Here is a 26,699-nt window from a genome sequence, read left to right as displayed (position 1 = left end):
TTATTAGTGACCGAATGTTCCGGTCGGCTTCTCGTCATCCCACTGCGTATTATCCCATAGGGCCAGACCGTTGCGGTCGACGTGGGTTAACCGCTGGGCGAGAGTTTCGCCGTCGGGGAATGTCAGTTCAGGAGCGATTTCCGCGAGTGGGTAGAGCATGAATTCACGATTCTTCATGTCGTAATGCGGCACGGTCAGACGTTCAGTCTGGATAATTACATCGCCAAACAGCAGAATGTCCAGATCCAGCGTGCGCGGGCCCCAGCGATGCTCCTTGCGCTCGCGACCTTGTTCCAGTTCGATAGCCTGTGTGTGATCCAGCAGCGATTCGGCCGCTAATGCGGTTTCCAATTCAACGACGGCGTTGAGGTAGTCTGGCTGATCCTGCGGGCCAAGCGGGCGGCTACGATAAAATGAGGAGCAGCAAACGACGCGAGTGTGTGGAATCGCGTCCAGCGCAGACAAGGCCGCGCGCACCTGTTGCAAAGGCTGGGCAAGATTGCTGCCCAGCGCCAGATACACACGGATCGTCATGCTTGATCTCTGCGTGCCGTTGTCGGTTTACGCGGTCGACGAGGGCGGGAACGGCGGTGTGGTGTCGGGCCGTCATCAAGCGATTTCAGCATGTTTTGCTGACGCGGCGGTGCGGCAACCTGGAATTCTCCCCACCACTGAGCCAGACGCAGCAGCTCCTGATGATTTTCGATTTCGGCACGCAGGCAAAGCAGGTCATACGCGGCGCGGAATTTAGGGTGTTCCATCAGTTTATAAGCGCGTTTACCCTGACGACGAGACAGACGCGTTTGCAACTGCCAAATATCACGAACTAAAGACGTAATGCGCTTAGGAATTGCCAGAGAACGGCACTGTTCATCCAGTACATCGTTCATCGCCAGCGAGAAGGCATCGAAGTAAGCCAGACCGCTTTCCTGAGCCAGCTTTTGTGCATGCTCAACCAGCGGATACCAAAGCATGGCGGAAAACAAAAATGCCGGATTGACCCGCATGTCATTTTGCAGACGCTGATCGGTATTTTTCAGCACCTGTGCAACCATGCGCTCCAATGTGGAATCGCCGTTTGGTGTGAAGTAGCGACTCAGCAGCGGGAAAAGCGGCTGGAATAGCTGGTATTCACACAGCATTTTATAGGTTGGGTAGCCATAACCTGACTGAAGCAGCTTCAGTGACTCTTCGAACATACGCGCCGCAGGAATATCGTGCAGCAATGAGGCCAGACGAGGAATCGGCTCAGCGGTTTCCGGGCTTACCGTCATGTTCAACTTGGCGGCGAAACGGACGGCGCGCAGCATACGTACCGGGTCTTCACGGTAGCGTGTTTCGGGATCGCCAATCATACGGATGACGCCCTGACGCAGATCGTTCAGGCCATTGGTATAGTCACGTACGCTGAAATCAGAAATGCTGTAGTAGAGACTGTTGATCGAGAAATCGCGGCGTTGAGCGTCTTCTTCAACGGAACCAAAAATATTGTCGCGTAACAGCATGCCGCTTTGGGCCTGCTGAGAGGAGTTTTTGACTTCTTGCTGTTCCTGATGCTGTTCGTGGTGACCACGGAACGTGGCAACTTCAATCACCTCTGGCCCGAACATGATGTGGGCGAGACGGAAACGACGCCCGACCAAACGACAGTTGCGGAATAACTTGCGCACCTGATCGGGTGTGGCGTTAGTGGTGATATCAAAATCTTTCGGCTTTTTGCCCAGCAGCAGGTCGCGTACGCCGCCGCCAACCAGATAAGCCTCGTAGCCCGCTTTGTTCAGGCGATAAAGTACTTTCAGCGCGTTATCGCTGATATCGCTGCGTGAAATAGTATGTTGGTCACGCGGAATCACCGTCAGATGCTGGCGCGGTTCCTCTGATTCGACCATTTCGTTCTCACGATTCAGTACCTTACGACAAAAATTAGCAACTCGGGAAAAGATAATACACCTCGATAGTGATGGATAAATCAACGGCACAGCAAAAAATTTCTGGGAAACGTTTTTGACGTCGACCCAGCGACGGCCTGCAAATGTGACGGCCAAAGAGAGTGCGTCACTAAAAATAGCGGCTAATCATAGCTCACCAATGCCCCTTTGAGAATGCCGATGTGATCGCGGACGGGTTTATTGCCGCCTGTAACGGAACAACATCAAGTGACCAGTGCGCGACAGACCAGGCCAGAAGCGCGGCAAGCGTCATCTCCTGACTGTTCTCCGGCAGCGGTTGGTTCAAGAATTGCAATGCAGCCAGCAGTACGGGGCGCGGATCGCTATTCGGCAGTGCTGGTGCATGATTCTGCTTGGAAAGCTTATTTCCTTCGGTATTCAGCACCAGCGGCAGATGAACATAGGTAGGGATCGCGTAGCCCAACTGCTGATAGAGCGAAATTTGCCGCACTGTCGGCTCGATCAGATCGGCACCGCGCACGATCTCCGTAATCCCCTGATCGTTATCGTCGATCACGACGGCCAGATTATAGGCAAACAGCCCATCGCGGCGGTGGATAATAAAATCTTCCTGCGCGAGTGCCGTGTCGGCATACAGCTCGCCACGCAATTTATCGTGAAAGTGAAATACCGGCGTTGTCTGGCGCAGGCGTAGCGCGGCGTTATCGGAGGGCAGGTTACGCGTCCGGCAAAAACCGTCATAGTGCCCGCCTAGCTGCTGAATACGGCTACGCGTACAGGTGCAGTAGTAGCTCATGCCCTGCTGGTGAAGCTGCTGAAGGGTCTCGCGGTAACGCGCATGCCGCTGTGACTGGTACATCACCTCGCCGTCCCAATACAGACCGTAATGTTCTAATTGTGCAAGGATGCGGGAGGCTGCGCCGGGAATTTCCCGTGGCGGGTCGATGTCTTCAATGCGTACCAGCCAGCGCCCTTGTTGGGAACGGGCTTGCAGATAACTACCGAGTGCGGCGATCAGTGAGCCAAAATGCAGGTCACCAGAAGGAGAGGGGGCAAAACGCCCGACATAACGATGCGTTTCGGTGAAGCCAGTTGTTCCAGACATAAGAGGTTGATGCTATCTCGTCAGCGTTTTATCCAGACAGAAGATAGAGTGATGAACATCATTCATCAGCGATAGCGTTCCTGGAGTCGGCCCCCGCGACGGGCAGGAGCCGATTCTGGACAGGAAAATTAGCCTGCCATTTGCTTTTCGCGTATCTCTGCCAACGTTTTGCAGTCGATACACAGATCGGCGGTCGGGCGTGCTTCCAGACGGCGGATGCCAATCTCTACGCCACAGGATTCACAGAATCCGAAATCCTCATCTTCGATTTTCACCAGCGTTTTGGCGATTTTCTTGATCAGCTTGCGCTCACGGTCACGGTTACGCAGTTCGAGACTGAACTCTTCTTCCTGCGCTGCGCGATCCACGGGATCGGGGAAATTAGCGGCTTCATCGCGCATGTGCGATACCGTACGATCCACTTCATCCATGAGTTGGTTGCGCCATGCTTCAAGAATACGCTTGAAATGAGCCAGCTGAGCGTCGTTCATATACTCTTCGCCCGGCTTCTCCTGGTACGGCTCTACTCCGGCAATTGCGAGAATGCTCAGAGAAGATGTCTTACGGTTTTGCCCTTCTTGCATGTTGCTTCTCCTACATAACACGACACGCATAATACCCTTTTATGCAGTGAAATTGCGGCGTTGTTGGCCGTAACTTCAGCTATCTGGGTATATCGGCCCCCAAAGGGGGGAAAAAACAGGCCGCTATAAATAGCAGATGAAGATGGGGTTGGCAATGCTTCCTGACACCGGCCTGATAAAGTGTGAGGAACAACCTGCTTACATTAAATAATAAACAACGTGTTACGCCTTTAGTAGTACGTTCGGCGTGTTATGCAATGCTTTTACGTCATCCCAACAACGGTAGCTTATGCGTCAATGTAATACCGTCAGGGCATAATGTGGAGCCGTAACATAAAATTTCAACCCCAGCCTGCTGTGCTTCGATAAATAATTCCGCATAGCGTGAATCAATATGCCGGGCGGGAGAAACCTGCTGGATCCCTGAATGGAGCACGGCGAAAAAAAGGACTGCGCGTTTTCCATTGGAAACCATTTGTTGCAGTTCACGCAGATGCTTTTGCCCTCTGAGTGTAACCGCATCGGGAAAGTAACCACATTCATGTTGCAATAATGTGACGGATTTCACCTCAATATAGCAGTCAATCTTGTCCGGCGCCTGTAAAAGCAGGTCGACTCGGCTATTTTCCGTACCGTATTTTACTTCCGTTTTTACGTCCGGGTAGCCTGCCAGCTCTTCTATGCGATTCTCCAATAAGGCTTCGTACAATAATGTGTTGGCACGCAGAGTATTGACACAAATCCAGTGATTTTGTTGTGTTTCAGTCAGTTCCCAGCTCTGGGCATACTTGCGCTTAGGGTTATCCGATGTGGAGTACCAGACGGTATCGCCGGGCGTTGCACAGCCCGTCATCGCACCGGTATTGGCACAGTGCAGCGTAAGCGTTTCGCCTTCCGGGGTCACGACATCGGCCAAAAAGCGTTTGTAACGTTTAATCAACCGGGCAGGTTGTAAACGTGGGGTATAGTTCATGCGTATCCTGTTTTATCGTTCATCCGCTTGGTCATTCATTTAATAAATGACCAGCTTTCTAACTGCTGATAGCGGGTTTTGCCATTGTCGAAAAGTGACTCGTAAAGCGAAAAGTGCGTCATGTCGACCTGCCAGCTAAAGGTGGCGGGGGGAATCGCAACGGGGCGAGTCGCGCCACGCAATAACGTAATGTGTGGGTGAAACGGCAATGCCGTTTGATAGCAGCCGTTGCGCGCGGCCTGAGATCGCAGCAGTTCCGCCAACTGTAACAGCCCGCGTGGCGCACGACGGCAGCCCAACCAGACCACGCCGGGGCGCGGCCAGTGCCCGGCGTCATCCAGCGTAAGGGAAAAAGTGGGCTGACGGATGCGGCCTGCCAATATCTGTAAGGCCTGCGCTTTTTGCTCGCTGACATCGCCTAAAAACGCCAGCGTCAGATGAAAATTGGCCGCCGCGACCGGACGCCCGGCTTCCGGAGGGAAGTGCTCGGCACGCCAGCGGAGAATCTCTTGCTGTGTGGTTTCCGGCAGTGATAAGGCAAAAAACAGGCGGCGTGTGGCTGACATGGCGATCTCTCTGTTCTGATTCCATCAGATGCTACATTCATCCAGATGCTACAATGCTCGCCGCTGAAAGTTAACTTTATACGGAGATGTCTGTGATTTTACCGCCCGTCAGCGCCGTGCTGGATGATGTGATAACGGCGCTACATACCGCGCCTCAGGTGCTGCTTAATGCGCCAACAGGGGCGGGGAAATCGACCTGGCTGCCGTTGCAATTGCTGCAACAGGGCAATGTGAACGGGCGTATCATCATGCTGGAGCCGCGTCGTCTGGCGGCGAAGAGCGTGGCCTGGCGGCTGGCGCAGCAACTCGGTGAGGAACCGGGGCAGACGATAGGTTATCGCATGCGGTCGGAAAGCCGTGTGAGTGATGCAACGAAGCTGGAAGTCGTCACCGAAGGCATGCTGACTCGTCTGCTGCAACAGGATGCGGAACTGCAAGGCGTGGCGCTGATTATCCTTGATGAATTTCACGAGCGCAGCGTGCAGGCTGATTTGGCATTGGCGATGCTGCTTGATGTCCAACAAGGGCTGCGTGATGATTTAAAGCTGCTGATTATGTCCGCGACGCTCGACAATACGCGGCTGGCGGCGCTGCTGCCGGGAGCCGTCTGTGTGGTGTCCGAAGGTCGCAGCTATCCGGTTGAGCGGTGTTATGCGCCGTTGAACAGTCAGGAGCGTTTGGAAGAGGGCGTTGCGCGGCAGGTGCGGCGTTTGCTCAGTGAAGAAGACGGTTCGCTGCTGCTGTTTTTGCCCGGTGTCGCGGAGATTCGCCGCGTGCAGGCGCTGCTGGAAAATAGCGTATCGAGCGAGACGGATCTCTGCCCTTTATATGGTGCGTTGACGCTGGCGGAGCAGCAAAAGGCGATTCTGCCCGCGGAGCCGGGTCGTCGTAAGGTGGTGTTAGCCACCAATATTGCTGAAACCAGCCTGACGATTGAAGGGATCCGGCTGGTGATGGATAGCGGCCTTGAGCGCGTAGCCAGCTTTGATGTGAAAAGCGGCATCACCCGACTGATGACACAGCGAATCAGTCAGGCGTCGATGGTCCAGCGCGCCGGACGTGCCGGACGTTTGAGCCCCGGCATGTGCTGGCATCTGTGCTCGCGTGAACAGGCAGAACGCGCGGCGGCGCAAAGCGAAGCCGAGATATTGAACAGTGATTTAAGTAGCGTCTGGCTGGATTTATTACAGTGGGGCTGTACCGATGTGGCGCAGTTAACCTGGCTGGATACGCCACCCGCTCCTGCACTTTATGCCGCGCGTCAGCTGCTGCGCCAGCTTGGTATTACTGATGAACAGGATCGGTTGACCGCCGAGGGGCGGAAGATCGCCGCGTTAGGCTGCGATGCCCGACTGGCGACGATGCTGTATGCCGCGTCACAGCAATGTTCAGATGCATTGGCGACCGCGGGATGTCTGGCGGCGATCCTCGAAGAGCCGCCGCGTAGCGGGTCGATTAATCTGGCTGATTGGCTGCATCGCCCATTGCCACACTGGCTGCGGCGGGCAAAACAGCTGACACGCCGTTTATCGACGGCTTCGGGGCGCATTGACGGCGGGGAAGCCGACTGGCTGCTGGCACAGGCTTTTCCCGACCGCATCGCCCGGCGGCGCAGTCAGGATGGACGCTACCAGCTTGCTAACGGCAGCGGTGCGATGATGTCGGCTGATGAGGCGTTATCAGGCACTGAGTGGCTGCTGGCTCCCGCACTGCTGCAAAACAATCGATCAGCGCAAAACAATCGATCAGCACAAAACAAGCAGAACGCAGAGGCACGGATCTTGCTGGCGTTGCCGCTGGATATTGAGCGGCTGGAACGGCGGCTACCCGGACTAATAAATGAACATAACGTGGTGCACTGGGACGAAGAAAAGGGTACTCTGCGCGCCAGCCAGCGTGACCAGATAGGTAGTCTGACTCTGCGAACGCGCCCGCTGAACAAGCCTTCCGATGAAGCGCTGCAGCAGGCGCTGTTATCCTGGATTCGGGAACAGGGGATTGATGCATTAAACTGGGATGCTGCGGCGTTGCAGCTACGCGCCCGGCTACAGTGTGCTCATCAGTGGTTGCCTGAGCTTGACTGGCCGCGAGTGGATGAGGAAGCGCTGCTGGCGACGCTGGAAATCTGGCTACAGCCGTCACTTGCCGGCGTGCGTGATTTACGGGCGCTGCACCAGATAAATTTGAGCGATGCGCTGTTGCGGCTGCTGGATTGGTCGCTGCGCCAGCGGCTGGATAGCGCACTGCCTACACACTACACGGCACCCGGCGGCAGTCGCTTGCCTATCGCCTATTATGACGATAAGCCTCCGGTGCTGTCGGTGCGGATGCAGGAAATGTTCGGTGAGCAGCAGAGCCCGCTGCTGGCGGAAGGTCGCGTGGCGCTGGTATTGGAACTTTTATCACCCGCACAGCGTCCACTACAAATTACGCGGGATCTCGCCGCATTCTGGCAAGGCACGTACCGCGAGGTGCAAAAAGAGATGAAGGGGCGTTACCCCAAGCATGTCTGGCCGGACGATCCGGCGAATACGGCTCCGACGAGACGTACCAAGAAATATCAGAATCACTAATTTCAGACGTTTCCGCTTTCCGAAAAAAGGGGCTGGAAACAGAGTAGGCGGCTTGAGCGCAGAGCAGATAGCCGTGAACAACCTGATGGAGAAGTTATTGTAATGTCTCGGGATGACCGCGAACCTATCGGACGCAAAGGGAAAGCGCCAAAACGAAAGCCTGAGCGCAAGCAGGCCATACGACGTCGCAGGGATGACGACTATGATGATGAAGATTATGACGATTATCAGGACGACTATGACGACGATGATGATTACGACGGCGATGACACCATGACGCGTAAATCGCAAAGAAGACGGCGCTGGCTGGGACTGGCGATCAAGCTGTTCCTGATCTTTGCCGTGGCGATGGCGATCTATGGCGTGTACCTCGACAGCCAGATCCGCAGCCGTATTGAAGGCAAAGTCTGGCAGTTGCCGGCCGCTGTCTATGGCCGCATGGTCAACCTTGAGCCGGGCATGGCCTATAGCCAGAAAGAGATGATCAGTCTGCTGGAAGGCATGCAATACCGTCAGGTGAGCCGCATTACCCGTCCGGGTGAATTCAGCGTGCGTGGCAACAGCATTGATATGCTGCGCCGTCCGTTTGATTTTCCCGATGGGAAAGAAGGGCAGATTCAGGCGCGCTTAACGTTTGCCAACGATCGCCTGTCGCAGATCCAGAATCTGGACAACCAGCGTAACTTCGGCTTTTTCCGTCTCGATCCGAAGCTGATCACCATGATGCAGTCGCCGAATGGCGAACAGCGTTTGTTCGTACCGCGTGCTGGTTTCCCCGATCTGCTGGTGGATACGCTGGTCGCGACCGAAGATCGTCACTTTTATGAACACGATGGCATCAGCCTGTACTCCATTGGTCGTGCGTTCTTGGCGAACATCACGGCGGGGCGCGCGGTTCAGGGCGGCAGTACGCTGACGCAGCAGTTGGTTAAGAACCTGTTTCTGACTAACGAGCGTTCGCTGTGGCGTAAAGCTAACGAAGCCTATATGGCGCTGATCATGGATTATCGCTACAGCAAGGATCGTATTCTTGAGCTGTATCTGAACGAAGTGTATCTCGGTCAGAGCGGTAACGATCAGATCCGCGGCTTCCCGCTTGCCAGCCTGTATTACTTTGGCCGTCCGGTGAATGAACTGAGCCTCGATCAGCAGGCGCTGCTGGTCGGGATGGTGAAAGGGGCATCGCTGTATAACCCGTGGCGTAACCCACAGATTACGTTAGAACGACGCAATTTGGTGCTGCGTCTGTTGCAGAATCAGCAGGTTATTGATGCCGATCTGTACAACATGCTGAGTGCGCGTCCGCTGGGCGTACAGCCGAAAGGTGGCGTCATCAGCCCGCAGCCGGCGTTTATGCAACTGGTGCGTCAGGAACTGCAACAGCGGCTTGGCGACAAGGTTAACGATCTCTCGGGCGTGAAGATCTTTACCACGCTCGATCCGGTCTCGCAGGATGCGGCGGAAAAAGCGGTAGAAGTCGGGGTTCCGGCACTGCGCGCAGGCCGTAACGTCAGCGATCTGGAAGCGGCGATGGTGATTGTCGATCGTTTCAGCGGCGAAGTCCGCGCGATGGTTGGCGGCGCTCAAACGCAGTACGCCGGGTTTAACCGAGCGCTACAGGCGCGTCGTCCTGTCGGGTCGCTGGCTAAGCCGCCGACCTACCTGACCGCGCTGAGCCAACCGGACACCTATCGTCTGAATACCCTGCTGGCGGATGAACCGCTGTCAATCAAACAGCCTAACGGGCAACTGTGGCAGCCGAAGAACTACGATCGCCAGTTCCGTGGGCGCGTCATGCTGGTCGATGCGCTGGCGAACTCGCTGAACGTGCCGACCGTCAATCTGGGTATGGCCGTGGGGCTGAATCAGATTACGGAAACGCTGAAGCGTTTAGGGATTCCGGAAAACGTGATTGAGCCTGTACCAGCGATGCTGCTGGGTGCGATCAGTCTGACGCCGATGGAAGTGGCGCAGGAATATCAGACGATCGCCAGCGGTGGCAACCGCGCACCGCTTTCCTCGCTGCGTTCGGTGATTGCGGAAGACGGTACGGTGCTGTATCAGAGCTTCCCGCAGGCGGAACGCGCGGTTCCGGCGCAGGCGGCTTATCTGACGCTGTATGGCATGCAACAGGTTGTCGAACGTGGTACGTCGCGCTCGCTGGCGGTGAAATTCCCGAATTATCATCTGGCCGCGAAAACCGGTACCACCAATGACCTGCGTGACAGCTGGTTTGCCGGAATCGACGGTAAAGAAGTGGCGATTAGCTGGGTAGGGCGCGATAACAACGGCCCGGCCAAGTTGACTGGGGCGAACGGTGCGCTGACGATTTATCGTCGCTATCTGGAAAACCAAACGCCGCTGCCGTTAATGCTGACGCCGCCGGAAGGCATTACGACCATGGCGGTGGATGCCAGCGGTAACTTTATCTGCAACGGCAGCAGCGCCGGACGCGTACTGCCGGTCTGGACGGATAATCCGCAGGCGTTGTGTCAGGCTGGCCAGCCACAGCCTTCAGCACAGCAGGACCAGCAAAACGGAGAAGGCGTCGCTGACTGGATCAAAGAAATGTTTGGTCAATAAGCTCTTCTCACTGCCCCCGGTTAATCTATTGTCTCTTATAGACAAAGACAGGGGTATCACGTGTTTTGTCGTTATCCGGCGTAAAAAATTATGCTGAGGAGATAGCAGGCTTAGGATGAGCCGCATGGACGCGGCGAAAGCTTGCGCCACGTCAGGAACGTGTCGCAAGCGGTCCTCTAAGCCTGATACCGACGAAGGCACCGCTTTAGCGGCATAATTCCCGCCAAAAGCCGGGGTTCATAGGGGGCTGGCGTAGCCCCCTATGTCGGGCGCGTGCTACAAGGTAGCATGAAAATAACGGTATTATCGCGCACGAAACCGCCTTAATAGTGGCGTAAAATGTACCTAATAGGCTGAGTCTGTGGGCATTTTTTTTCTCTACTATTTTGGGCTAAGCACCACATCCTACCTGATACCACTTTTCCGGCCACGCCGCTCTGGTGCTGACGGGTAAAAGTCTTGCGATTGGTATTCCGTTGCGCCTATCATGCTGCCTTTATCGTAATCATTATCGTTCTCTTTTAGATCGACGATTACGGGAATAGTGAATTCTGCTCACCCCTTTCCTTCGGTGACATTACAAACCAAAAACGTTATGCAAAATCAAACTGTACTGCCTGATACCACTTTCAGACTGGACGATGTCAGTTTTTCCGTTGCTGGACGCACGTTGTTACACCCTTTATCTATTACGTTCCCTGTGGGGAAAGTGTGCGGTCTGATTGGACACAACGGCTCGGGCAAATCGACCTTGCTGAAAATTCTTGGCCGTCACCAGCCTGCCAGCGGCGGTACTGCATTGCTGGGCGAACAGGCGACCGGAAGCTGGGATAGCAAATTGTTCGCCCGTCAGGTCGCTTATTTACCGCAGCAGCTTCCCGCTGCCGAAGGGATGACCGTGCGTGAGCTGGTTGCCGTAGGACGCTACCCGTGGCATGGCGCATTAGGCCGCTTCGGCAGCGCCGATCGGGAAAAGGTCGAAGAAGCCATCACGCTGGTGGGGTTGAAACCGTTCGCTAACCGTCTGGTGGATAGCCTGTCCGGCGGTGAACGGCAGCGAGCCTGGCTGGCGATGACGGTGGCGCAAGATAGCCGCTGCCTGTTACTGGATGAACCGACCTCCGCACTGGATATTGCGCATCAGGTTGAGGTGCTGGCGCTGATTCAGCGTATGAGCCGCGAGCGCGGCATCACCGTTATTGCAGTGTTGCATGATATCAACATGGCGGCGCGCTACTGCGATCATCTGGTGGCGTTGCGCGGTGGCAAAATGATTGCACAGGGTGAGCCTGTCGCGCTGATGCAAGGGGACGTGCTGGAAAATATCTACGGCATTCCCATGGGCATTCTGCCTCATCCGGCCGGTGGTGCGCCGGTCAGCTTTGTGTGTTAACTTGGTTTTCCTGCTCATGATGCCTGAACGTTTTTCTTCTCCATATTCTCCCGATCCGCTACGCCGTCGTTTGCTGACGGCGCTGCTGCTGTCACCGCTGGTTTATTCGGCGGCGAGCAAGGGAGCACCTGCTACATTTCCCGATTTAAACCGCATTGTGGCGCTGGAGTGGTTGCCTGTTGAACTGCTTCTGGCGTTGGGCATCACGCCCTTCGCGATTGCAGATAAGCATAACTACAATCTGTGGGTGAAAGAGCCCGCGTTGCCTGAATCGGTGATTGATGTGGGGCTGCGTACCGAGCCTAATCTGGAATTGCTGACGCAGATTCGTCCGTCGCTGATTCTTTACTCTGAAGGCTACGGCCCTTCGGTCGAAAAAATGTCCCGTATTTCTCCGCTGCTGGGCTTTGGCTTCAGCAACGAACAGGGAAAACCGCTGACGTCGGCACAGGCTTCGGTCATGAAGCTGGCCGATGCGCTCAATATGAAAGCGACCGGTGAACGGCATCTGACGGAGTTGGCGCAGTTTCTCCAGCAGGAAAAAATCACACTCCAGCCTTATACCCAGCGGCCTCTGTTGCTCATCACGCTGGTCGACAGCCGCCATGTGCTGGTGATTGGCAAGAACAGCCTTTTTCAGGAAGTGATGGATCATGTTGGGATAGAAAATGCCTGGCGTGGTGAAACCAGCTTCTGGGGCAGTACGATTGTGGGCATTGAAAGTCTGGCAGACGTCGGTGATGCTAACGTGCTTTGCTTCGAGCATGGCGATAGCGCCATCAGCGCACAGCTTGATAAGAACCCGCTCTGGCAGGCCATGCCGTTTGTGCGTAACCAGCGTTTGCAACGTGTGCCTGCCGTTTGGTTATACGGCGGAACGCTCTCGGCGATGCGCTTCTGCCGCGTATTAAATCAGGCTCTGGAGGCGAGAAAACATGCCTAATCCTCTGTCTGTCGGTGCCTCGCACGCGCACAAGCACGTTGCTCATCCGCTGGTGCTTCCAGTGGTACTGATTGGTTTTCTGCTGATCGTGATTCTGGGGATGGGCAGCTACAATTTGCAGCAGCAATTACCGGTATCACAGTGGCTTGAAGGGCTGACTCAGCCTGCCTTGAATAATATGCAGCAGTTGCTGTTTCACTACAGCCTGTTGCCTCGCATGGTGCTGGCGCTGCTGATTGGCGCGGGGCTGGGGCTGTGCGGCGTACTGTTCCAGCAGGTCTTGCGTAACCCGCTGGCCGAGCCGTCAACGCTGGGGATCGCCACGGGCGCACAACTCGGGATCACCGTGGTCACGCTGTGGGCGCTGCCCGGTGGCGCATGGCTCCAGCAGATCGCGGCTATGGCTGGGGCGCTTGTGGTTGGCGCGTTGGTCTTTGGCGTCGCCTGGGGCAAACGTTTATCACCCGTGACGCTGATACTGGCGGGGCTGGTGCTGAGTTTCTACTGTAGCGCGGTCAACCAATTGCTGGCGCTCTTCCATCATGAGCAGCTACAGGGCCTGTTCCTGTGGAGCAGCGGCGTATTGAACCAGCAGGACTGGAGCAATGTGCAGTTTGTTCTCCCGCGTCTTCTGGTGTGTTTCTGTCTGGCGCTGCTGTTGATTCGTCCGCTAACGCTGTTGGGGCTGGATGATGGCGTCGCGCGTAACCTGGGGCTTGGGCTATCGCTGGCACGCCTGAGCGCGCTTGGGCTGGGGATTTTCCTGTGTGCTCAACTGGTGAATGCGGCGGGAATTATCGGTTTCATCGGCCTGTTTGCACCGCTGCTGGCGAAAATGCTGGGCGCACGGCGGTTACTTCACCGCCTTTTATTAGCACCGCTGCTGGGGGCGCTGCTGCTTGGCGTTACCGATCAGGGCGTTATCTGGCTGAGCCACGTATGGCTTGACGTCCCAACGGGCGCCGCGACGGCGCTGATTGGCGCGCCGCTGCTACTGTGGCTGCTGCCGCGCCTGCGTAATAGCGGTCAACCTGCGATGGTCGACAGCAGCAGTACGCCGACGGCTGAACGTCGCCTGTGGGGAACGTGGCTGGTACTCGGCATCATGCTGCTGGGAATGGTGGTGATGACTGCGCTGATGTTAGGGAAAGATGCCGACGGCTGGCAGTGGGGCGGCGGCGATGTGTTAACGCAGTTGCTTTCATGGCGCTGGCCTCGGGTGCTGGCGGCGCTAACCGCTGGGGTGATGCTGGCGGTGGCGGGGACGCTAATACAGAAACTGACGGGTAACCCGATGGGGAGCCCGGAAGTGCTGGGGATTAGCTCCGGCGCATCGTTTGGCGTCATTATTTTGCTGTTTTTCATTCCCGGCAATGCGTTCGTGTGGCTGCTTCCGGCTGGTAGTGCGGGCGCGGCATTGACGCTGCTGGTCATGGTGATTATCGCTGGTCGCGGTGGGTTCTCCACGCAGCGTATGCTGCTGGCGGGGATCGCACTGAGTATGGCGTTCACCACCGTCATTGCGCTGCTGCTGGCCAGTGGCGATCCGCGTATGGGTACCGTGTTGACCTGGCTGTCGGGATCAACCTATGCGGTCGAACCGACTGACGCGATACGTACGGCGGTGATTGCCGTTCTGCTGCTGTTGATTGTCCCGCTATGCCAGCGCTGGCTGCGTATTCTGCCGCTTGGCACCACTACGGCCAGAGCGCTTGGCGTGGCCGTTACGCCGGTTCGCCTGCTGGTTTTGCTGCTGGCATCAGTACTGACCGCGATGGCAACCCTGATGGTCGGCCCGATGAGCTTTGTGGGGTTAATGGCACCCCACATGGCGCGGATGCTGGGCTTTAGCCGCGTGTTGCCGCAAATCGCCTGTTCGGCATTGATTGGCGGCGCGCTGATGGTCATTGCGGACTGGTTTGGCCGGATGATTCTCTTTCCAGCGCAGATTCCGGCAGGGCTGCTCGCGACGTTTATCGGTGCGCCTTACTTTGTTTATCTATTGCGTAAACAGGTGAAATAGCGCGAGCCTCGGCGGGGAGGGAAGCCCGCCGAGATCGTGTGATTAGCTAGGGACGTTAATAGCTTCGACCAGCATCCAGAACGTGGTGAGCACCAGAGAAAGCGCCATGATGCCGTTGAAGGCTTTCAGTTTCCACGGTTCCTGAAGATGTTTGCCGATGCGATCGCCGAGCACGGCCCAAACTAAAATGCAGGGCAGATTGAGTGCCATGAAAGCGATCATTGTGGTGAAAATACCATTGCTGGCGGTATAAAGCAGCGCGATGTTGCTGGACATCAGCCAGGCCTTCGGGTTCACCGCCTGAAATAACGTCCCTTGCAGTACGGTCATCGGCTGTACTCGCCCGTGTAATTCTGGTGCCGATGAGCGCACGATTTTCCACGATAGCCACAGCAGATAGACACACCCCAGCACGGTAAGGGGAAGGCGGATCGCGCTCAGCCAGCTCAGCAAAAGCTCCAATGCCACCCCCATCAGCGCCGTTTGTAGCGCACAGCCAATTAAAATACCCATCAGCATCGGTAACGTTCGGCGCAGGCCAAAATTGACACCTGACGTTGCCAGCAGCAGATTATTGGGCCCCGGCGTGATAGACATGACGGTGACGTAGCTGAAAAAAGAAGGGTCGAGCATGGTGTGATCCTGATGATGGGGGAGAACACTATGGTAGGCAGAAAAAAGAAATGGTTACAGATACACAAAATGATTATTGTTATGGGTACAAAATGCATTAATCGTTAACTGTACTCATCGGCTGGCGGGGGAACTGTGTCCATTATCGACTCACAAGAAAGTACGCTCTATCAACAGCTCGCGGAAACCTTCGCCACGGCGATTCATCAAGGGACGCTAGCGCCGGGAAGTCGCCTGCCTTCTATTCGTCGCGTCGCGGGATCGCATCAGGTCAGTGTGAATACGGTGCTGAATGCCTGGCGTATTCTCGAAGATCGTGGGTTGATCGAAGCACGGCCGCAATCTGGCTACTTTGTGCGAGGACGTCTGCCGTCGCTGACGGAGAGCAAGCCCCACCGTGCGCAGGTGATTGTGCCGGGCAGTGAGCAACTGGATCTGATCGATACCGTATTCGCTGCCCAGACGCATCCGGATTACACCAACATTTCTCTGGCGTGCCCGCAGCATGCCGATTTCTATCCGACCGAAAAAATCAGCCGTATTGCCGCTTCCTTGCTGCGGCGACAGCCCGACCTGATTGGCCGCTATGCACTGCCGCCGGGCAGTGAACGGCTGCGGCGCGAAGTGGCGCGGCGGGCGATGGATTTGGGTATGACATTGACCCGTGAAGACATCACGATCACCCACGGCTGTATGGAGGCGCTACAGCTGGCGCTACGCACGGTCACGCAGCCGGGCGACTGTGTGGGGCTGGAAACGCCAACCTATTTTTATCTCTTTCCTCTGCTTGCCAGTCTGGGATTGAAAACGGTGGAAATTCCCACCGATCCGCAACGCGGCCTTGCGCTGGATGCGTTGGAACTGCTGCTGTCAGAGGGGCGGCTACAGGCGATTATTGCCATGCCGAACGCCCAGAATCCGCTGGGATGCAGTATGACGCTAGCGGATAAAAAACGGCTGGCAAAGCTGGTGAACGATTATCAGGTTCCGCTGATCGAGGATGGGTTATACAGCGAACTTCAGTTTACCTGGCCGCTGTCGCCGACGGTGAAAGCTTTCGACCGCGACGGCTGGGTGATTTACTGCTCCAGCTTCACGAAAACGCTGGCACCTGATTTCCGCATCGGCTGGATGGCGTCGGGCCGTTTCCGTGCCAAAGTGGCGCGGCTGAAAGCGGTATCGTCAATGGCGGAATCGGCGCTGCTATCGGAAACGCTGGCGCAGTTTCTGGAGTCCGGCGGTTACGATCACCATCTACGCACGCTGCGCCGCCGCTATGCCGCGCAGATGGATGAGGCGCGTGGGCTGATTGCCCGGCATTTTCCGCAGGGGACACGCGCGACGCAGCCGCAGGGCGGTTTTGTCTTCTGGCTGGAGTTACCGGGCGGCGTGGATGGCGTTGAGCTATTTCATCGTCTGCTGCAAGAGAAAATTTGCGTCACGCCCGGAGAGCTCTACACGCTGAGCGGCCGCTGTAAGCACGCGCTTCGGCTATCGTGCTGCTACCCGTTTGATGAACGCTACACGTATGCGCTTAAGCGTGCGGGGGCGCTGGCGTGTGAGATGAGCGGTATCGATCCGGGTAGCGCAGAGTAGTTTTATGAGTCGCTATTATGAATAGTTTTATGGCGTGCCGTTGCGTCCCCAGGTCAGGTAACCTACGCGTTCGCTTAAGCGCCCATAGTAGGCGCGGACGGCGGGATAGTCAGTGTGTTCCAGCGGCGTTTCATACCAGCGGTTCACCGATAGCCCGATGGGAATATCTGCCAGCGTAAACGCCAGTCCTGTAACGTAGTGACCGGTTCTCTCTAATTGCTGATTCAAAATGCCCATCGTGCGCGACCAAAGATTGCAGGATGCTGTCAGGAGCTGGGGATCTTGATGCGCGGGAGACTGGCGCACCAGCGACATAAAGGCGTAACGCCATGAGGGATTGAGCTCGTTGGCTTGCCAGTCGATCCATTGATCGATAGAGGCTCGGCTACGCGGCTCTTGCGGGTAGAGCCAGGCTCCGTCCTTCGCGTTGGCGAGGTAACGTATAATGGCGTTCGATTCCCACATGACAAAATCGTCGTCCTGAATAACCGGTATCATGGCATTGGGATTGAGCGCCAGAAACGCCGGTGATTGCGGTGACTGATAACCTTCGCCCCAGTCTTCGCGGTCGAAGGGAATCGCCAACTCATCACACAGCCATAGCACTTTCCGAACGTTGATCGACGACGTGCGTCCCAGAATCTTTAACATGACCTCTCCGCTATTTTCAGGAAAATAGACTTACTCATAACCAATTTAAGAGGGCTTGTCATTCTCGAATGATAGTCGCCGTGAAAAAAGTAGGGAGCGGGGGAGAAGGGGGAATGCGACGGCGTCAGTGTCAGGGAATGACGCCGTCGAGATACGCTTTTACAGACGTGAGAAGCAGAGCTGTGCGGCTTCGATGGTGCGATCGATGTCCTGTGGCGTATGCGCCAGCGACATAAAGCCCGCTTCAAACGCGGACGGCGCGAGGTAAATTCCTTCTTCCAGCATCATGTGGAAGAACAGCTTAAAGCGCTCGACGTCGCACTTCATCACATCCTGATAGCAGGTGACGCTCTCGGCATCCGTGAAGAACAGGCCGAACATGCCGCCCGCCTGATTCACCACCAGCGGAATGTTTTCGGCTTTCGCGGCAGCCAGCAGGCCATCAGCCAGCTGATTGGTCAACGCGGTGAGTTTTTCATGTACGCCGGGTTTCGCCACTTCGGTTAAACAGGCAAAGCCTGCGGCCATGGCGATCGGGTTACCGGACAGCGTTCCCGCCTGATAAACCGGACCGGTTGGTGCCAGCGCCTGCATGACTTCACGCTTGCCGCCGAATGCGCCGACTGGCATGCCGCCGCCGATGATTTTCCCCAGACAGGTCAGATCCGGCACCACGCCGTAGTGCGACTGTGCACCCGCCAGTGCGACACGGAAGCCGGTCATCACTTCATCGATAATGAACAGGGCACCAAACTCGTCACACAGGGCACGCAGGCCGGGAAGGAAATCCGGCAGCGGTGGAACGCAGTTCATGTTGCCCGCAACCGGTTCGACAATAATCGCAGCGATCTCGTCAGGATATTGTTCAAATGCGGCGCGAACGGATGACAGATCGTTATAGACGCAGGTCAGCGTGTGGCGAGCAAAGTCGGCGGGAACGCCGGGGGAATTAGGCTGGCCCAGCGTCAGCGCGCCGGAACCGGCTTTCACCAGCAGGCAGTCGGCGTGTCCGTGGTAGCAGCCTTCAAATTTGATGATTTTATCGCGGCCGGTGTAACCACGCGCCAGACGGATCGCGCTCATGGTGGCCTCCGTACCGGAGTTGACCATCCGCACCATATCCATACTCGGCACCAGCGAGGTGACCAGACGTGCCATCTGCACTTCCATTTCTGTCGGTGCGCCAAAGCTCAGGCCGCGTTCTGCTGCCGCGATTACCGCATCACGGATAGCCGGATGATTGTGACCCAGCACCATCGGGCCCCACGATCCCACGTAATCAATATACGCTTGTTCGTCAGCGTCATAGAGATAAGCGCCATCAGCCCGTTCGATGAACAGCGGAGTACCGCCAACGCCGTTAAAAGCACGAACGGGTGAGTTCACACCGCCGGGAATAAGTTGCTGTGCCGCAGCATACAGGCTTTCAGATTTGTTCATTACGCGGTCCTGACTGGTCTTGATCGTAAAATGTAGGGGTATTCTAATGAACTGACCGCCGTTATGAAATCGCTGTGCGGGTTTTCACTTGAAAACACACCGCACCATACCCACAGAGAGTACTGGCTGTGTGGTGGATGAGGCGGCATAATGCGGCGATTATTTCAACAACAGCTGTCAAATCTTGAACGTTTTCGCATACTGCCGGATAATAAGCGTATGAATATGGGTCTATCACCTGATAAGCCCTGAGTTGGGAGTAAAAATATGAGCGATGATATAGCAGCACTGCCTCTGCAATTTACCGATGCGGCGGCAAGCAAGGTGAAAAACCTGATTGCTGATGAAGAAAACCCAGAGCTGAAACTGCGTGTGTACATCACGGGCGGCGGCTGTAGCGGTTTCCAGTATGGTTTTACCTTTGATGATCAAATCAACGACGGCGATATGACCATTGAGAAACAAGGTGTGGCGCTTGTGGTTGATCCGATGAGCCTGCAATATCTGGTTGGCGGTGCGGTGGATTATACCGAAGGTCTGGAAGGTTCTCGCTTTATCGTGACGAATCCGAATGCGAAATCCACCTGCGGCTGTGGTTCCTCTTTCAGCGTCTGATCCTGCATTGCGGTTATTCACCGACTGAAAAATAAAAACCGTGTCTTGTTGCCGAGACACGGTTTTTTTATATGCCCGTCATACTTCAAGCTGCTTGTGCGTTGGCTGCTCTTACTCACCCCAGTCACTTACCTGAGTAAGCTCCTGGGGATTCGCTCGGTTGCCGCTTTACGAGGCGCATAAATGAGCCTCGCCCTGAAGGGCCAACGCTTTGCGTTGTTCAAAACGCTAACGTTTTGTCATGCAACTCGAATTATTTAGGGCATAGTAAACAAGCAACCTGTCACAAGAAGCGTTAATTAAAAGAATACGCTTCGTGTTTTTACTGTGATTACCATTCGACCGTAATCAAACGCATTTCCGTACCCTGTGCGGTTTTTGCCGCAGAAGTCGAAAATTTTGCCTGATCGACCTGAATGCGTGACTCAGTAATTTTAGGTTGTGGTACAGAGGCTACGTTACAATTCATTTGATATTGACCGGATTGAGGCGTTACGCCGCACGCCGGTTGTATAGTCAGTTGAGCGTTAATTTGCCCGCCCTGACTCCCTGCATATGCCGTGCTACAGGCCGCCATAAGTAAGCCCGCGTAAAGCAACGCATTTTTCATAGTTAAAGCTACCTGGTGTCAAAGGAACCGATATCGGTTCAAAGTTTTCTCATTTCGTCTTGCTTTGGCTTTATCGCCATCGCCGGGCGGTAATCAACACCTTTTATTGATGTCTATGATTCCACCGTTACGTTCAGATTATCGGCAACTATTGGCGAAATAAAAGTCTGTTAGTGTTACAACTTGTATACTAATGAATCTATTGTTATCGGAATGATTTCACAGTGTTAATTAACAATCACTTCGCTGACGAAAGCGTGGGTCTTAACTCTGCTAATTGAGAACAAATTTGCCGGGCCGCCAATAATAAACGTGGGCCGCTGCGGCTAAACCAGTCCTCATTGACGGTAATCACCGGAACCGCTAATTGCGGCTGCCAAAACGTTTGTACGCTGGAAGCCCTATCTGGCGTACCGACGACAATAATGGCCTGCGGCTGGCGTCTTAACACCTGTTCACGACTGACCTGCGGCCAAGGCACCGGGCTGTTGCTAAAGACATTTTCAGCACCGCACAGTGAAACGATCTGGCTTTGCAGCGTCGCTTTCGACGAGGTAAACAGCGGCTGAGTGCCAAATTGAAGGAATACCCGCAATGGCGCGGCGTTCGGTTTCTCGCCAGCGTGCTGGAGTTCACCTATTCCCTGCTGAAAATCTTTTGCTGCGCGTTCAGCTTGCTCAGGATGGCGGCTATAGGTCGCCAACTGTCGTAGTGACGCCGGGATATCGTCTAACGTCTTCGCATCCAGATAAACGATAGGAATCGAGAAATTGGCGAGCTGTTCCAGCGGACGCTGCGGATTACCCTCGCGCCACGCCAGAATCAGATCGGGCTTGAGGGCGAGGATCCGCTCCAGGTTGATTCCCTGCCAGGAAGCCACCTGTTCCAGCTTTTTCGCTTCTGGCGGGTAATCTGACCAGGCGCTGACCGCAATCAGCTGTTCGCCCATGCCAGCCGCATAGGCCATTTCCGTCGCGTGCGGTGCGAGACTGATCACGCGTTGCGGAATGGCATAAGCGGCGGTGCAGAGCAGTAGCCCGGTCAGCCAGCAGAGGAACCTGAAAGTCACTATTAGCGTGCGGCCAGCTTGGCCAGAATCGCTTCTACCATCCGCGTTGACTGCTGTGCCGCAACGCTCAGGAACTCATCGAAACTCAGGTGTGAGGCTTTATCGGCCACATCAGAAATCGCGCGCACCACTACAAACGGGACGGCGAACTGGTGGCAGACATGGGCGATCGCTGTCGCTTCCATTTCTACGGCAATTGCTTTCGGGAAGGTGGTGCGGATACGGGCTAACGGCTCTGCGCCGTTAATGAAGGCATCACCGCTGACAACCAGACCGCGCACAGCGTTCAGCTGTAACTCGGCAATGACTTCCTGCGCCAGTGTGATGAGTTTTTCATCGGCAAGGAAAGCGGCAGGGCAGCCAGCCATCTGGCCGGGCTCATAGCCAAAAGCCGTGACGTCGGCATCGTGGTAGCGCACTTCATCGGAAACGACGATATCACCGACGTTCAATGTAGGTGCGAGTCCGCCAGCGGAACCGGTGTTAATGACCACGTCTGGCTTGCTGTGCTCCAGCAGCAGCGTGGTGCCCAACGCGGCGGAGACTTTGCCGATACCGGATTTCAGCAGGGCGACATCCACGCCGTTGATTTGTCCTGTGTAGATTTCGCAACCTGCACGCTGGAAGGTCTGACGGTTTTCAATCCGATCGCGCAGCAGAGTTACTTCTTGTTCCATCGCGCCGATAATACCGACTTTCATAAGGTTCCCCGCAAATTCTGTTATAAATGGAAGGCGTGTAGCTGGGGTTAGTCTATCATGGCTAGCGGGATGAGATGGAGTGTCCATCATTGTGCTGTAGCGGGATGACATGGAGAACCGTATGTCTGGTATCGATTTCGCCAAAAAAATGAGCTTTCAGCGCCATTTCAGCCGGCCTAAAACGGCTGAGGATGAATATACGATTGTGCGCCAGTTTGAGAGCGATCGGGGTCGTATTATTAACTCCGCTGCCATCCGCCGCTTACAGCAAAAAACCCAGGTCTTTCCGCTAGAACGCAATGCAGCCGTCCGCTCCCGCCTGACCCACTCGATGGAAGTTCAGCAGGTGGGACGCTATATCGCCAAAGAGATTTTGCACCGCCTGAAAGTCGATGGGCGGCTGGCGTCGCTGGGTCTGGACGACAGAGAAACACCGTTTGAAAGTCTGGTCGAAATGGCGTGCCTGATGCATGACATCGGCAATCCGCCGTTTGGACATTTTGGCGAATCTGCAATTAATCAATGGTTCAGAAAATTACTGGATAGCCACTATCTGGACAGTGCATCCACAGAACGCGTCGATGACTGCAAAGTGCCTACACTGCGGATGCAGCAGGATGGGCTGGACGATCTGCGCGGGCAAATCCGGCAGGATCTAAGCCATTTTGAAGGCAACGCACAGGCGATCCGTCTGGTGCATACGTTGCTGAAGCTCAACCTGACCTACGGGCAGGTGGCCTGCATTCTGAAATACACCCGTCCCGCGTATTGGCACGGCGAGCTTCCGGCGGATTACCATTATTTGATGAAGAAACCGGGCTACTATCTGTCAGAGGAAGCGTTTGTCGCCACACTGCGTGAAGAGCTGGATATGGGCGAATTTCATCGTCATCCGCTGAGCTACATTATGGAAGCGGCCGATGATGTGTCCTACTGCATCGCGGATCTTGAGGATGCCGTCGAGAAAGATATTCTCACGATCGACGAACTTTACGATCGTCTGCGCGAAAATTGGGGCGCAGGAGCAGAAAAAGACATCTTCGCTAAAACGATTGAACGTGCATACAAAGATCGCGAACGCTTTCAATGGCGTAGCCACGACGATCAGTTCTTCATGAATCTCCGTGTGCATACCGTGGGGCAGATGGTGCCGCATGCCGCGCAGCGTTTTATCGACAACCTGCCGGAAGTGTATGCCGGGTCGTTCAATCAGGCGTTGCTTGAGGACGACAGCCCGCAGAATCGGCTGTTAGGCATTTTCAAACGCGTCGCCTTAAAGCACGTTTTTAACCATCATGAAGTTGAACAGTTGGAGCTACAGGGGGATCGCGTGATTCGCGGCCTGCTGGATATTTATAGCCCGCTGCTCGAGATGCCCTATCAGGATTTCAGGCAGCTTGTGAGCGACGATACGCACAAGCGCTATCCGATTGAAACGCGGCTTTATCACAAGCTATCCAGCAAGCACTGTCTGGCCTATTGTGAAGCGGTTGCTGAGTTGGAAGGGTTACCTGAAACTGAGCGTGCAATCCGTGAATATTATTATCGGGCGCGCCTGATTCAGGATTACATCAGCGGTATGACCGATCTGTACGCCTACGACGAATACCGCAAGCTGATGGCCGCGGATTAGCGATGAACAGGCCGCAACGGAAATCGCGACTTTTGTAAAGCCGTTCAATATTTCCTTACGCTTCACGATCTTCCCCTTGGGAACCTTGTTGGTCCATATTTATCTCATACAGCACGACCACTGAGTGTACCCGGTGTCGGGTACACGGGCCGTAAGACTTGCGTGTTGATTACTATGAGATAACCTCCTATGAAAAGAAAATCACTGGTTCTGAGTGCGCTGGCGTTAAGTCTGGCGATGGCGATGGGCTCCACCACGGCGACTGCCGCTGAGTCAGCGGCGTCTGCCGCGTCATCGGGTCAATTACCCAGCCTGGCCCCTATGCTGGAAAACGTCATGCCTTCCGTGGTGAGCATCTATGTGGAAGGGCATACCACCCATGCGGGCAATGCGGGAAAAGAAGATATCCCGCCGCAACTTCAGCCGTTTTTTGGTGAAAACTCGCCTTTCTGTCAGGAGGGATCACCGTTCCAGTCATCGCCAATGTGTCAGGGAGAAGGTGACGACGACGGTCAGCCGCCACAGCAGGAAAATTTCCAGGCGCTGGGCGCGGGCGTCGTGATTAATGCAGAAAAAGGCTATGTGGTGACCAACAGCCATGTGGTGGATAACGCCGATAAGATTCAGGTTCGACTCAGCGATGGCCGCAAGTATGACGGCAAAGTGTTAGGCAAAGACCCGCGTTCAGATATCGCGCTGGTGCAGTTGAAAGATTTTAAAAATCTGACGGCGATTAAGGTCGCGGATTCCGACCAACTGCGGGTCGGTGATTACACGGTAGCGATTGGTAACCCGTATGGTCTGGGTGAAACGGCGACATCGGGCATTGTGTCTGCGCTGGGGCGTAGCGGGTTGAATATTGAAAACTACGAGAACTTTATTCAGACCGATGCGGCGATCAACCGGGGGAATTCCGGTGGTGCGCTGGTTAATCTGAATGGGGAGCTGGTTGGGCTGAATACCGCGATTCTTGCTCCAGATGGCGGCAATATCGGGATCGGTTTCGCTATCCCCAGCAATATGGTGAAAAGCGTCGTGGCACAGATTGTCGAATTTGGCGAAGTGAAGCGCGGCGAGCTGGGTATCACCGGGACGGAGCTGAACTCCGAACTGGCGCAGGCGATGAAAGTTGATGCACAGCGCGGTGCGTTTGTGAGTCAAGTGCGACCTAAATCAGCAGCAGATGAGGCGGGCATCAAGGCGGGCGATGTGATCGTCACGCTGAATGGTAAGGCGGTCAGCAGCTTCTCTGCGCTGCGTGCGCAGGTTGGATCGCTGCCGGTGGGCAGCAAAGTGGCGCTGGGACTGCTGCGTGAGGGTAAACCGCTAACGGTTGAGGTGACGTTGCAACAGAGCAATCAGGCTCAGGTGGCTTCCGGTAATCTCTACTCTGGCATTGAAGGTGCCGAGCTGAGCAATACTCAGGTGGACGATAAAAAAGGCGTCAAGGTGGATAACGTTAAACCCGGTTCCGCGGCGGCTAAAATTGGCCTGAAGAAAGACGACATTATTCTGGGCGTTAATCAACAGACGATACAGAATATTGGCGAGTTGCGTAAAATTCTGGACAGCAAACCGGCCGTTCTGGCGTTGAACGTTCGTCGTGGCGAGAACACGATTTATCTGCTGGCTCCGTAATCGAACCTTTCAGCGTCTACGTTAATAATTACCTTTTAAGACAATTTGTTACGTTACTTATCTGGCCGGGTACTCTGGTACTCGGCCACTTCTCGCTTCTCTATGAAAGTGCTTTTGTGAGTTCTTCCACAGATTTAATCTAATTCCCGTTTCTTTGTTAATTTGCACAATGTGTGGCGCACCGTGTGGCGGTATGCTGGTGCAATTGTCAATGTTCCTCTCAGAGGTAAAAATGGCGTCGTATCATCTCAATGCCAAGATGGCACAGGATATTGTCGCGCGGACCATGCAGATCATTGATAGCAATATCAACGTGATGGATGCTCGCGGTAAGATTATCGGCAGTGGCGATCAGGAACGATTGGGGGAACTGCACGAAGGAGCGCTGCTGGCGCTTTCGCAGGGGCGAGTCGTCGATATTGATGATGCCGTGGCGCGTCACCTGCACGGCGTGCGTCCGGGCATCAATTTACCCCTGCGCATCGACGGTGAAATCGTTGGCGTCATCGGCCTGACGGGGAATCCCAGCCAGCTACGGCAATACGGTGAGCTTGTCTGCATGACGGCGGAAATGATGCTGGAGCAGGCGAGGCTGCTGCATATGCTGGCGCAGGATAGCCGCCTGCGTGAAGAGCTGGTGCTGAACCTGATTCGCACCGACGACCTGTCTCCCGCCCTCATGGAATGGGCGCAGCGTTTAGGCATCGATCTGAATAAGCCCCGCGTCGCCGCGGTGATCGAAGTGGACAGCGGGCAGCTCGGTGTTGACTCCGCCATGGCAGAGCTACAGCAGTTGCAGACGCTGTTGACCACGCCGGAACGCGACAACCTGATCGCTATCGTTTCTCTGACGGAAATGGTGGTGCTAAAACCGGCGCTGAACAGCCACGGACGCTGGGATGCAGAGGAACACCGGCGTCGCGTAGATACGCTGATGTCGCGTATGGCGGAAAGTAGTCGGCTGCGAGTGCGGCTGGCGCTGGGGAACTATTTTGCTGGCCCCGGCAGTATCGCGCGCTCCTACCGAACGGCACGAACGACCATGAGCGTAGGCAAACAGCGTATGCCCGCCCAGCGCTGTTATTACTATCAGGATTTGATGTTGCCCGTGCTGCTGGATAGCCTGCGTGGTGGCTGGCAGGCAAATGAGCTGGTGCGCCCGCTTTCGAAGCTTAAAGCAATGGATGGCAATGGTCTGCTGCGTCGGACGTTGGGGGCCTGGTTCCGTAACAATGTCCAGCCCGGCGCGACGGCGAAAGCGCTCTTTATCCACCGCAATACGTTGGAATATCGCCTTAACCGCATCTCTGAACTGACGGGGTTAGATCTGGGGAATTTCGACGACCGTCTGCTGCTGTACGTGGCTTTGCAACTGGATGAAGAAGAGTAGGGCAGAAAGACACGTCGTTTTACGCCCCTGTGATTCAAGCTTAGCTTGCACCGTATTGACCTGATGCCGC

At 55.3% G+C, this 26,699-nt stretch carries 22 protein-coding genes; 10 read left to right on the top strand and 12 right to left on the bottom strand.

From position 1 onward, the window contains the following. Positions 1–3: 3 nt before the first annotated feature. From folK to thpR, 6 genes are all read right to left on the bottom strand, one after another. Complete coding sequence (gene folK / locus NXT09_RS21310) at positions 4–534, bottom strand: 2-amino-4-hydroxy-6-hydroxymethyldihydropteridine diphosphokinase (protein ID WP_268581095.1); 531 nt, start codon at positions 532–534, stop codon at positions 4–6. Continuing rightward, a complete protein-coding gene (gene pcnB / locus NXT09_RS21305) occupies positions 531–1,943 on the bottom strand; it encodes a polynucleotide adenylyltransferase PcnB (RefSeq protein ID WP_268581108.1) in 1,413 nt (470 codons plus the stop codon). The genes folK and pcnB overlap by 4 nt, the downstream gene beginning before the upstream one ends. A 139-nt stretch (positions 1,944–2,082) precedes the next feature. Further along, positions 2,083–3,015: a tRNA glutamyl-Q(34) synthetase GluQRS gene (gene gluQRS, locus NXT09_RS21300; RefSeq protein WP_268581094.1), complete on the bottom strand. Its 933-nt coding sequence runs from the start codon at positions 3,013–3,015 to the stop codon at positions 2,083–2,085. 128 nt (positions 3,016–3,143) lie between these two features. Beyond that, on the bottom strand, positions 3,144–3,599 hold the full coding sequence (gene dksA, locus NXT09_RS21295) for an RNA polymerase-binding protein DksA (protein WP_005969032.1): 456 nt from the start codon (positions 3,597–3,599) through the stop codon (positions 3,144–3,146). A gap of 268 nt (positions 3,600–3,867) precedes the next feature. Then, positions 3,868–4,572: a DNA/RNA nuclease SfsA gene (sfsA, locus tag NXT09_RS21290; protein WP_268581093.1), complete on the bottom strand. Its 705-nt coding sequence runs from the start codon at positions 4,570–4,572 to the stop codon at positions 3,868–3,870. Between the two features lie 35 nt (positions 4,573–4,607). Then, positions 4,608–5,138, bottom strand: a complete 531-nt coding sequence (gene thpR / locus NXT09_RS21285; RefSeq protein ID WP_268581092.1) for an RNA 2',3'-cyclic phosphodiesterase — start codon at positions 5,136–5,138, stop codon at positions 4,608–4,610. A 92-nt stretch (positions 5,139–5,230) separates the two neighbouring features. Between thpR and hrpB the strand changes: the two genes are divergently transcribed. From hrpB to fhuB, 5 genes are all read left to right on the top strand, one after another. Further along, positions 5,231–7,711, top strand: a complete 2,481-nt coding sequence (gene hrpB, locus NXT09_RS21280) for an ATP-dependent helicase HrpB (RefSeq protein ID WP_268581091.1) — start codon at positions 5,231–5,233, stop codon at positions 7,709–7,711. A 102-nt stretch (positions 7,712–7,813) separates the two neighbouring features. Continuing rightward, positions 7,814–10,294 (top strand): bifunctional glycosyl transferase/transpeptidase, encoded by a 2,481-nt coding sequence (mrcB, locus tag NXT09_RS21275; RefSeq protein ID WP_268581090.1) that lies wholly within the window; start codon positions 7,814–7,816, stop codon positions 10,292–10,294. A gap of 595 nt (positions 10,295–10,889) precedes the next feature. Beyond that, positions 10,890–11,687 carry a Fe3+-hydroxamate ABC transporter ATP-binding protein FhuC gene (fhuC, locus tag NXT09_RS21270; RefSeq protein WP_039486665.1) on the top strand — a complete coding sequence of 266 codons (798 nt, stop codon included), beginning with the start codon at positions 10,890–10,892 and terminating at the stop codon, positions 11,685–11,687. 16 nt (positions 11,688–11,703) lie between these two features. Beyond that, complete coding sequence (fhuD, locus tag NXT09_RS21265) at positions 11,704–12,630, top strand: Fe(3+)-hydroxamate ABC transporter substrate-binding protein FhuD (protein WP_268581089.1); 927 nt, start codon at positions 11,704–11,706, stop codon at positions 12,628–12,630. Next, positions 12,623–14,653 carry a Fe(3+)-hydroxamate ABC transporter permease FhuB gene (gene fhuB / locus NXT09_RS21260; protein WP_268581088.1) on the top strand — a complete coding sequence of 677 codons (2,031 nt, stop codon included), beginning with the start codon at positions 12,623–12,625 and terminating at the stop codon, positions 14,651–14,653. The genes fhuD and fhuB overlap by 8 nt, the downstream gene beginning before the upstream one ends. 42 nt (positions 14,654–14,695) lie before the next feature. On the opposite strand, the gene NXT09_RS21255 is transcribed toward fhuB, so the two are convergent. After that, positions 14,696–15,286: a LysE family translocator gene (locus NXT09_RS21255; RefSeq protein ID WP_240583565.1), complete on the bottom strand. Its 591-nt coding sequence runs from the start codon at positions 15,284–15,286 to the stop codon at positions 14,696–14,698. Between the two features lie 135 nt (positions 15,287–15,421). Here NXT09_RS21255 and NXT09_RS21250 point away from each other — a divergent pair, with 135 nt between their 5' ends. Further along, the gene (locus NXT09_RS21250; RefSeq protein WP_268581087.1) at positions 15,422–16,882 is read left to right on the top strand and encodes an aminotransferase-like domain-containing protein; all 1,461 of its coding nucleotides are present in this window, start codon (positions 15,422–15,424) and stop codon (positions 16,880–16,882) included. A 27-nt stretch (positions 16,883–16,909) separates the two neighbouring features. Here NXT09_RS21250 and NXT09_RS21245 read toward each other — a convergent pair whose 3' ends face one another. Together NXT09_RS21245 and hemL are read right to left on the bottom strand one after the other, a co-directional pair. Continuing rightward, complete coding sequence (locus NXT09_RS21245; protein ID WP_268581086.1) at positions 16,910–17,533, bottom strand: glutathione S-transferase family protein; 624 nt, start codon at positions 17,531–17,533, stop codon at positions 16,910–16,912. Between the two features lie 159 nt (positions 17,534–17,692). Continuing rightward, positions 17,693–18,973, bottom strand: a complete 1,281-nt coding sequence (gene hemL, locus NXT09_RS21240; protein WP_193397716.1) for a glutamate-1-semialdehyde 2,1-aminomutase — start codon at positions 18,971–18,973, stop codon at positions 17,693–17,695. Between the two features lie 267 nt (positions 18,974–19,240). Between hemL and erpA the strand changes: the two genes are divergently transcribed. Further along, positions 19,241–19,588: an iron-sulfur cluster insertion protein ErpA gene (gene erpA, locus NXT09_RS21235; protein ID WP_005969047.1), complete on the top strand. Its 348-nt coding sequence runs from the start codon at positions 19,241–19,243 to the stop codon at positions 19,586–19,588. A 331-nt stretch (positions 19,589–19,919) separates the two neighbouring features. On the opposite strand, the gene NXT09_RS21230 is transcribed toward erpA, so the two are convergent. The 3 genes from NXT09_RS21230 to mtnN all read right to left on the bottom strand — a co-directional run bounded on the left by NXT09_RS21230 (position 19,920) and on the right by mtnN (position 21,968). Next, positions 19,920–20,198, bottom strand: a complete 279-nt coding sequence (locus NXT09_RS21230; protein ID WP_205549354.1) for a hypothetical protein — start codon at positions 20,196–20,198, stop codon at positions 19,920–19,922. Between the two features lie 238 nt (positions 20,199–20,436). Then, complete coding sequence (gene btuF, locus NXT09_RS21225; protein ID WP_268581085.1) at positions 20,437–21,267, bottom strand: vitamin B12 ABC transporter substrate-binding protein BtuF; 831 nt, start codon at positions 21,265–21,267, stop codon at positions 20,437–20,439. Positions 21,268–21,269: 2 nt separating this feature from the next. Beyond that, positions 21,270–21,968, bottom strand: a complete 699-nt coding sequence (mtnN, locus tag NXT09_RS21220; RefSeq protein WP_048257761.1) for a 5'-methylthioadenosine/S-adenosylhomocysteine nucleosidase — start codon at positions 21,966–21,968, stop codon at positions 21,270–21,272. Between the two features lie 121 nt (positions 21,969–22,089). Here mtnN and dgt point away from each other — a divergent pair, with 121 nt between their 5' ends. From dgt to NXT09_RS21205, 3 genes are all read left to right on the top strand, one after another. Then, complete coding sequence (gene dgt, locus NXT09_RS21215; protein WP_268581084.1) at positions 22,090–23,601, top strand: dGTPase; 1,512 nt, start codon at positions 22,090–22,092, stop codon at positions 23,599–23,601. A 189-nt stretch (positions 23,602–23,790) separates the two neighbouring features. After that, positions 23,791–25,239 (top strand): serine endoprotease DegP, encoded by a 1,449-nt coding sequence (degP, locus tag NXT09_RS21210; RefSeq protein WP_268581083.1) that lies wholly within the window; start codon positions 23,791–23,793, stop codon positions 25,237–25,239. 232 nt (positions 25,240–25,471) lie between these two features. Then, complete coding sequence (locus NXT09_RS21205; protein WP_039360836.1) at positions 25,472–26,629, top strand: CdaR family transcriptional regulator; 1,158 nt, start codon at positions 25,472–25,474, stop codon at positions 26,627–26,629. Positions 26,630–26,699: the final 70 nt, after the last annotated feature.

The sequence above is a fragment of the Pectobacterium jejuense genome, assembly GCF_026800125.1.
In the GTDB taxonomy this organism is placed as follows: Bacteria; Pseudomonadota; Gammaproteobacteria; order Enterobacterales; family Enterobacteriaceae; genus Pectobacterium; species Pectobacterium jejuense.
Note: the sequence above shows the minus strand (reverse complement) of the source record. Positions and strands in the feature narration are given on the sequence as shown.

Excerpts from the sequence above, each read along its gene's own strand:
- folK (WP_268581095.1), bottom strand. The coding sequence starts at position 534 with ATGACGATCCGTGTGTATCTGGCGCTGGGCAGCAATCTTGCCCAGCCT.
- gluQRS (WP_268581094.1), bottom strand. The coding sequence starts at position 3,015 with ATGTCTGGAACAACTGGCTTCACCGAAACGCATCGTTATGTCGGGCGT.
- dksA (WP_005969032.1), bottom strand. The coding sequence starts at position 3,599 with ATGCAAGAAGGGCAAAACCGTAAGACATCTTCTCTGAGCATTCTCGCA.
- sfsA (WP_268581093.1), bottom strand. The coding sequence starts at position 4,572 with ATGAACTATACCCCACGTTTACAACCTGCCCGGTTGATTAAACGTTAC.
- thpR (WP_268581092.1), bottom strand. The coding sequence starts at position 5,138 with ATGTCAGCCACACGCCGCCTGTTTTTTGCCTTATCACTGCCGGAAACC.
- mrcB (WP_268581090.1), top strand. The coding sequence starts at position 7,814 with ATGTCTCGGGATGACCGCGAACCTATCGGACGCAAAGGGAAAGCGCCA.
- fhuC (WP_039486665.1), top strand. The coding sequence starts at position 10,890 with ATGCAAAATCAAACTGTACTGCCTGATACCACTTTCAGACTGGACGAT.
- fhuD (WP_268581089.1), top strand. The coding sequence starts at position 11,704 with ATGATGCCTGAACGTTTTTCTTCTCCATATTCTCCCGATCCGCTACGC.
- fhuB (WP_268581088.1), top strand. The coding sequence starts at position 12,623 with ATGCCTAATCCTCTGTCTGTCGGTGCCTCGCACGCGCACAAGCACGTT.
- NXT09_RS21255 (WP_240583565.1), bottom strand. The coding sequence starts at position 15,286 with ATGCTCGACCCTTCTTTTTTCAGCTACGTCACCGTCATGTCTATCACG.
- NXT09_RS21245 (WP_268581086.1), bottom strand. The coding sequence starts at position 17,533 with ATGTTAAAGATTCTGGGACGCACGTCGTCGATCAACGTTCGGAAAGTG.
- hemL (WP_193397716.1), bottom strand. The coding sequence starts at position 18,973 with ATGAACAAATCTGAAAGCCTGTATGCTGCGGCACAGCAACTTATTCCC.
- erpA (WP_005969047.1), top strand. The coding sequence starts at position 19,241 with ATGAGCGATGATATAGCAGCACTGCCTCTGCAATTTACCGATGCGGCG.
- NXT09_RS21230 (WP_205549354.1), bottom strand. The coding sequence starts at position 20,198 with ATGAAAAATGCGTTGCTTTACGCGGGCTTACTTATGGCGGCCTGTAGC.
- mtnN (WP_048257761.1), bottom strand. The coding sequence starts at position 21,968 with ATGAAAGTCGGTATTATCGGCGCGATGGAACAAGAAGTAACTCTGCTG.
- dgt (WP_268581084.1), top strand. The coding sequence starts at position 22,090 with ATGTCTGGTATCGATTTCGCCAAAAAAATGAGCTTTCAGCGCCATTTC.
- degP (WP_268581083.1), top strand. The coding sequence starts at position 23,791 with ATGAAAAGAAAATCACTGGTTCTGAGTGCGCTGGCGTTAAGTCTGGCG.
- NXT09_RS21205 (WP_039360836.1), top strand. The coding sequence starts at position 25,472 with ATGGCGTCGTATCATCTCAATGCCAAGATGGCACAGGATATTGTCGCG.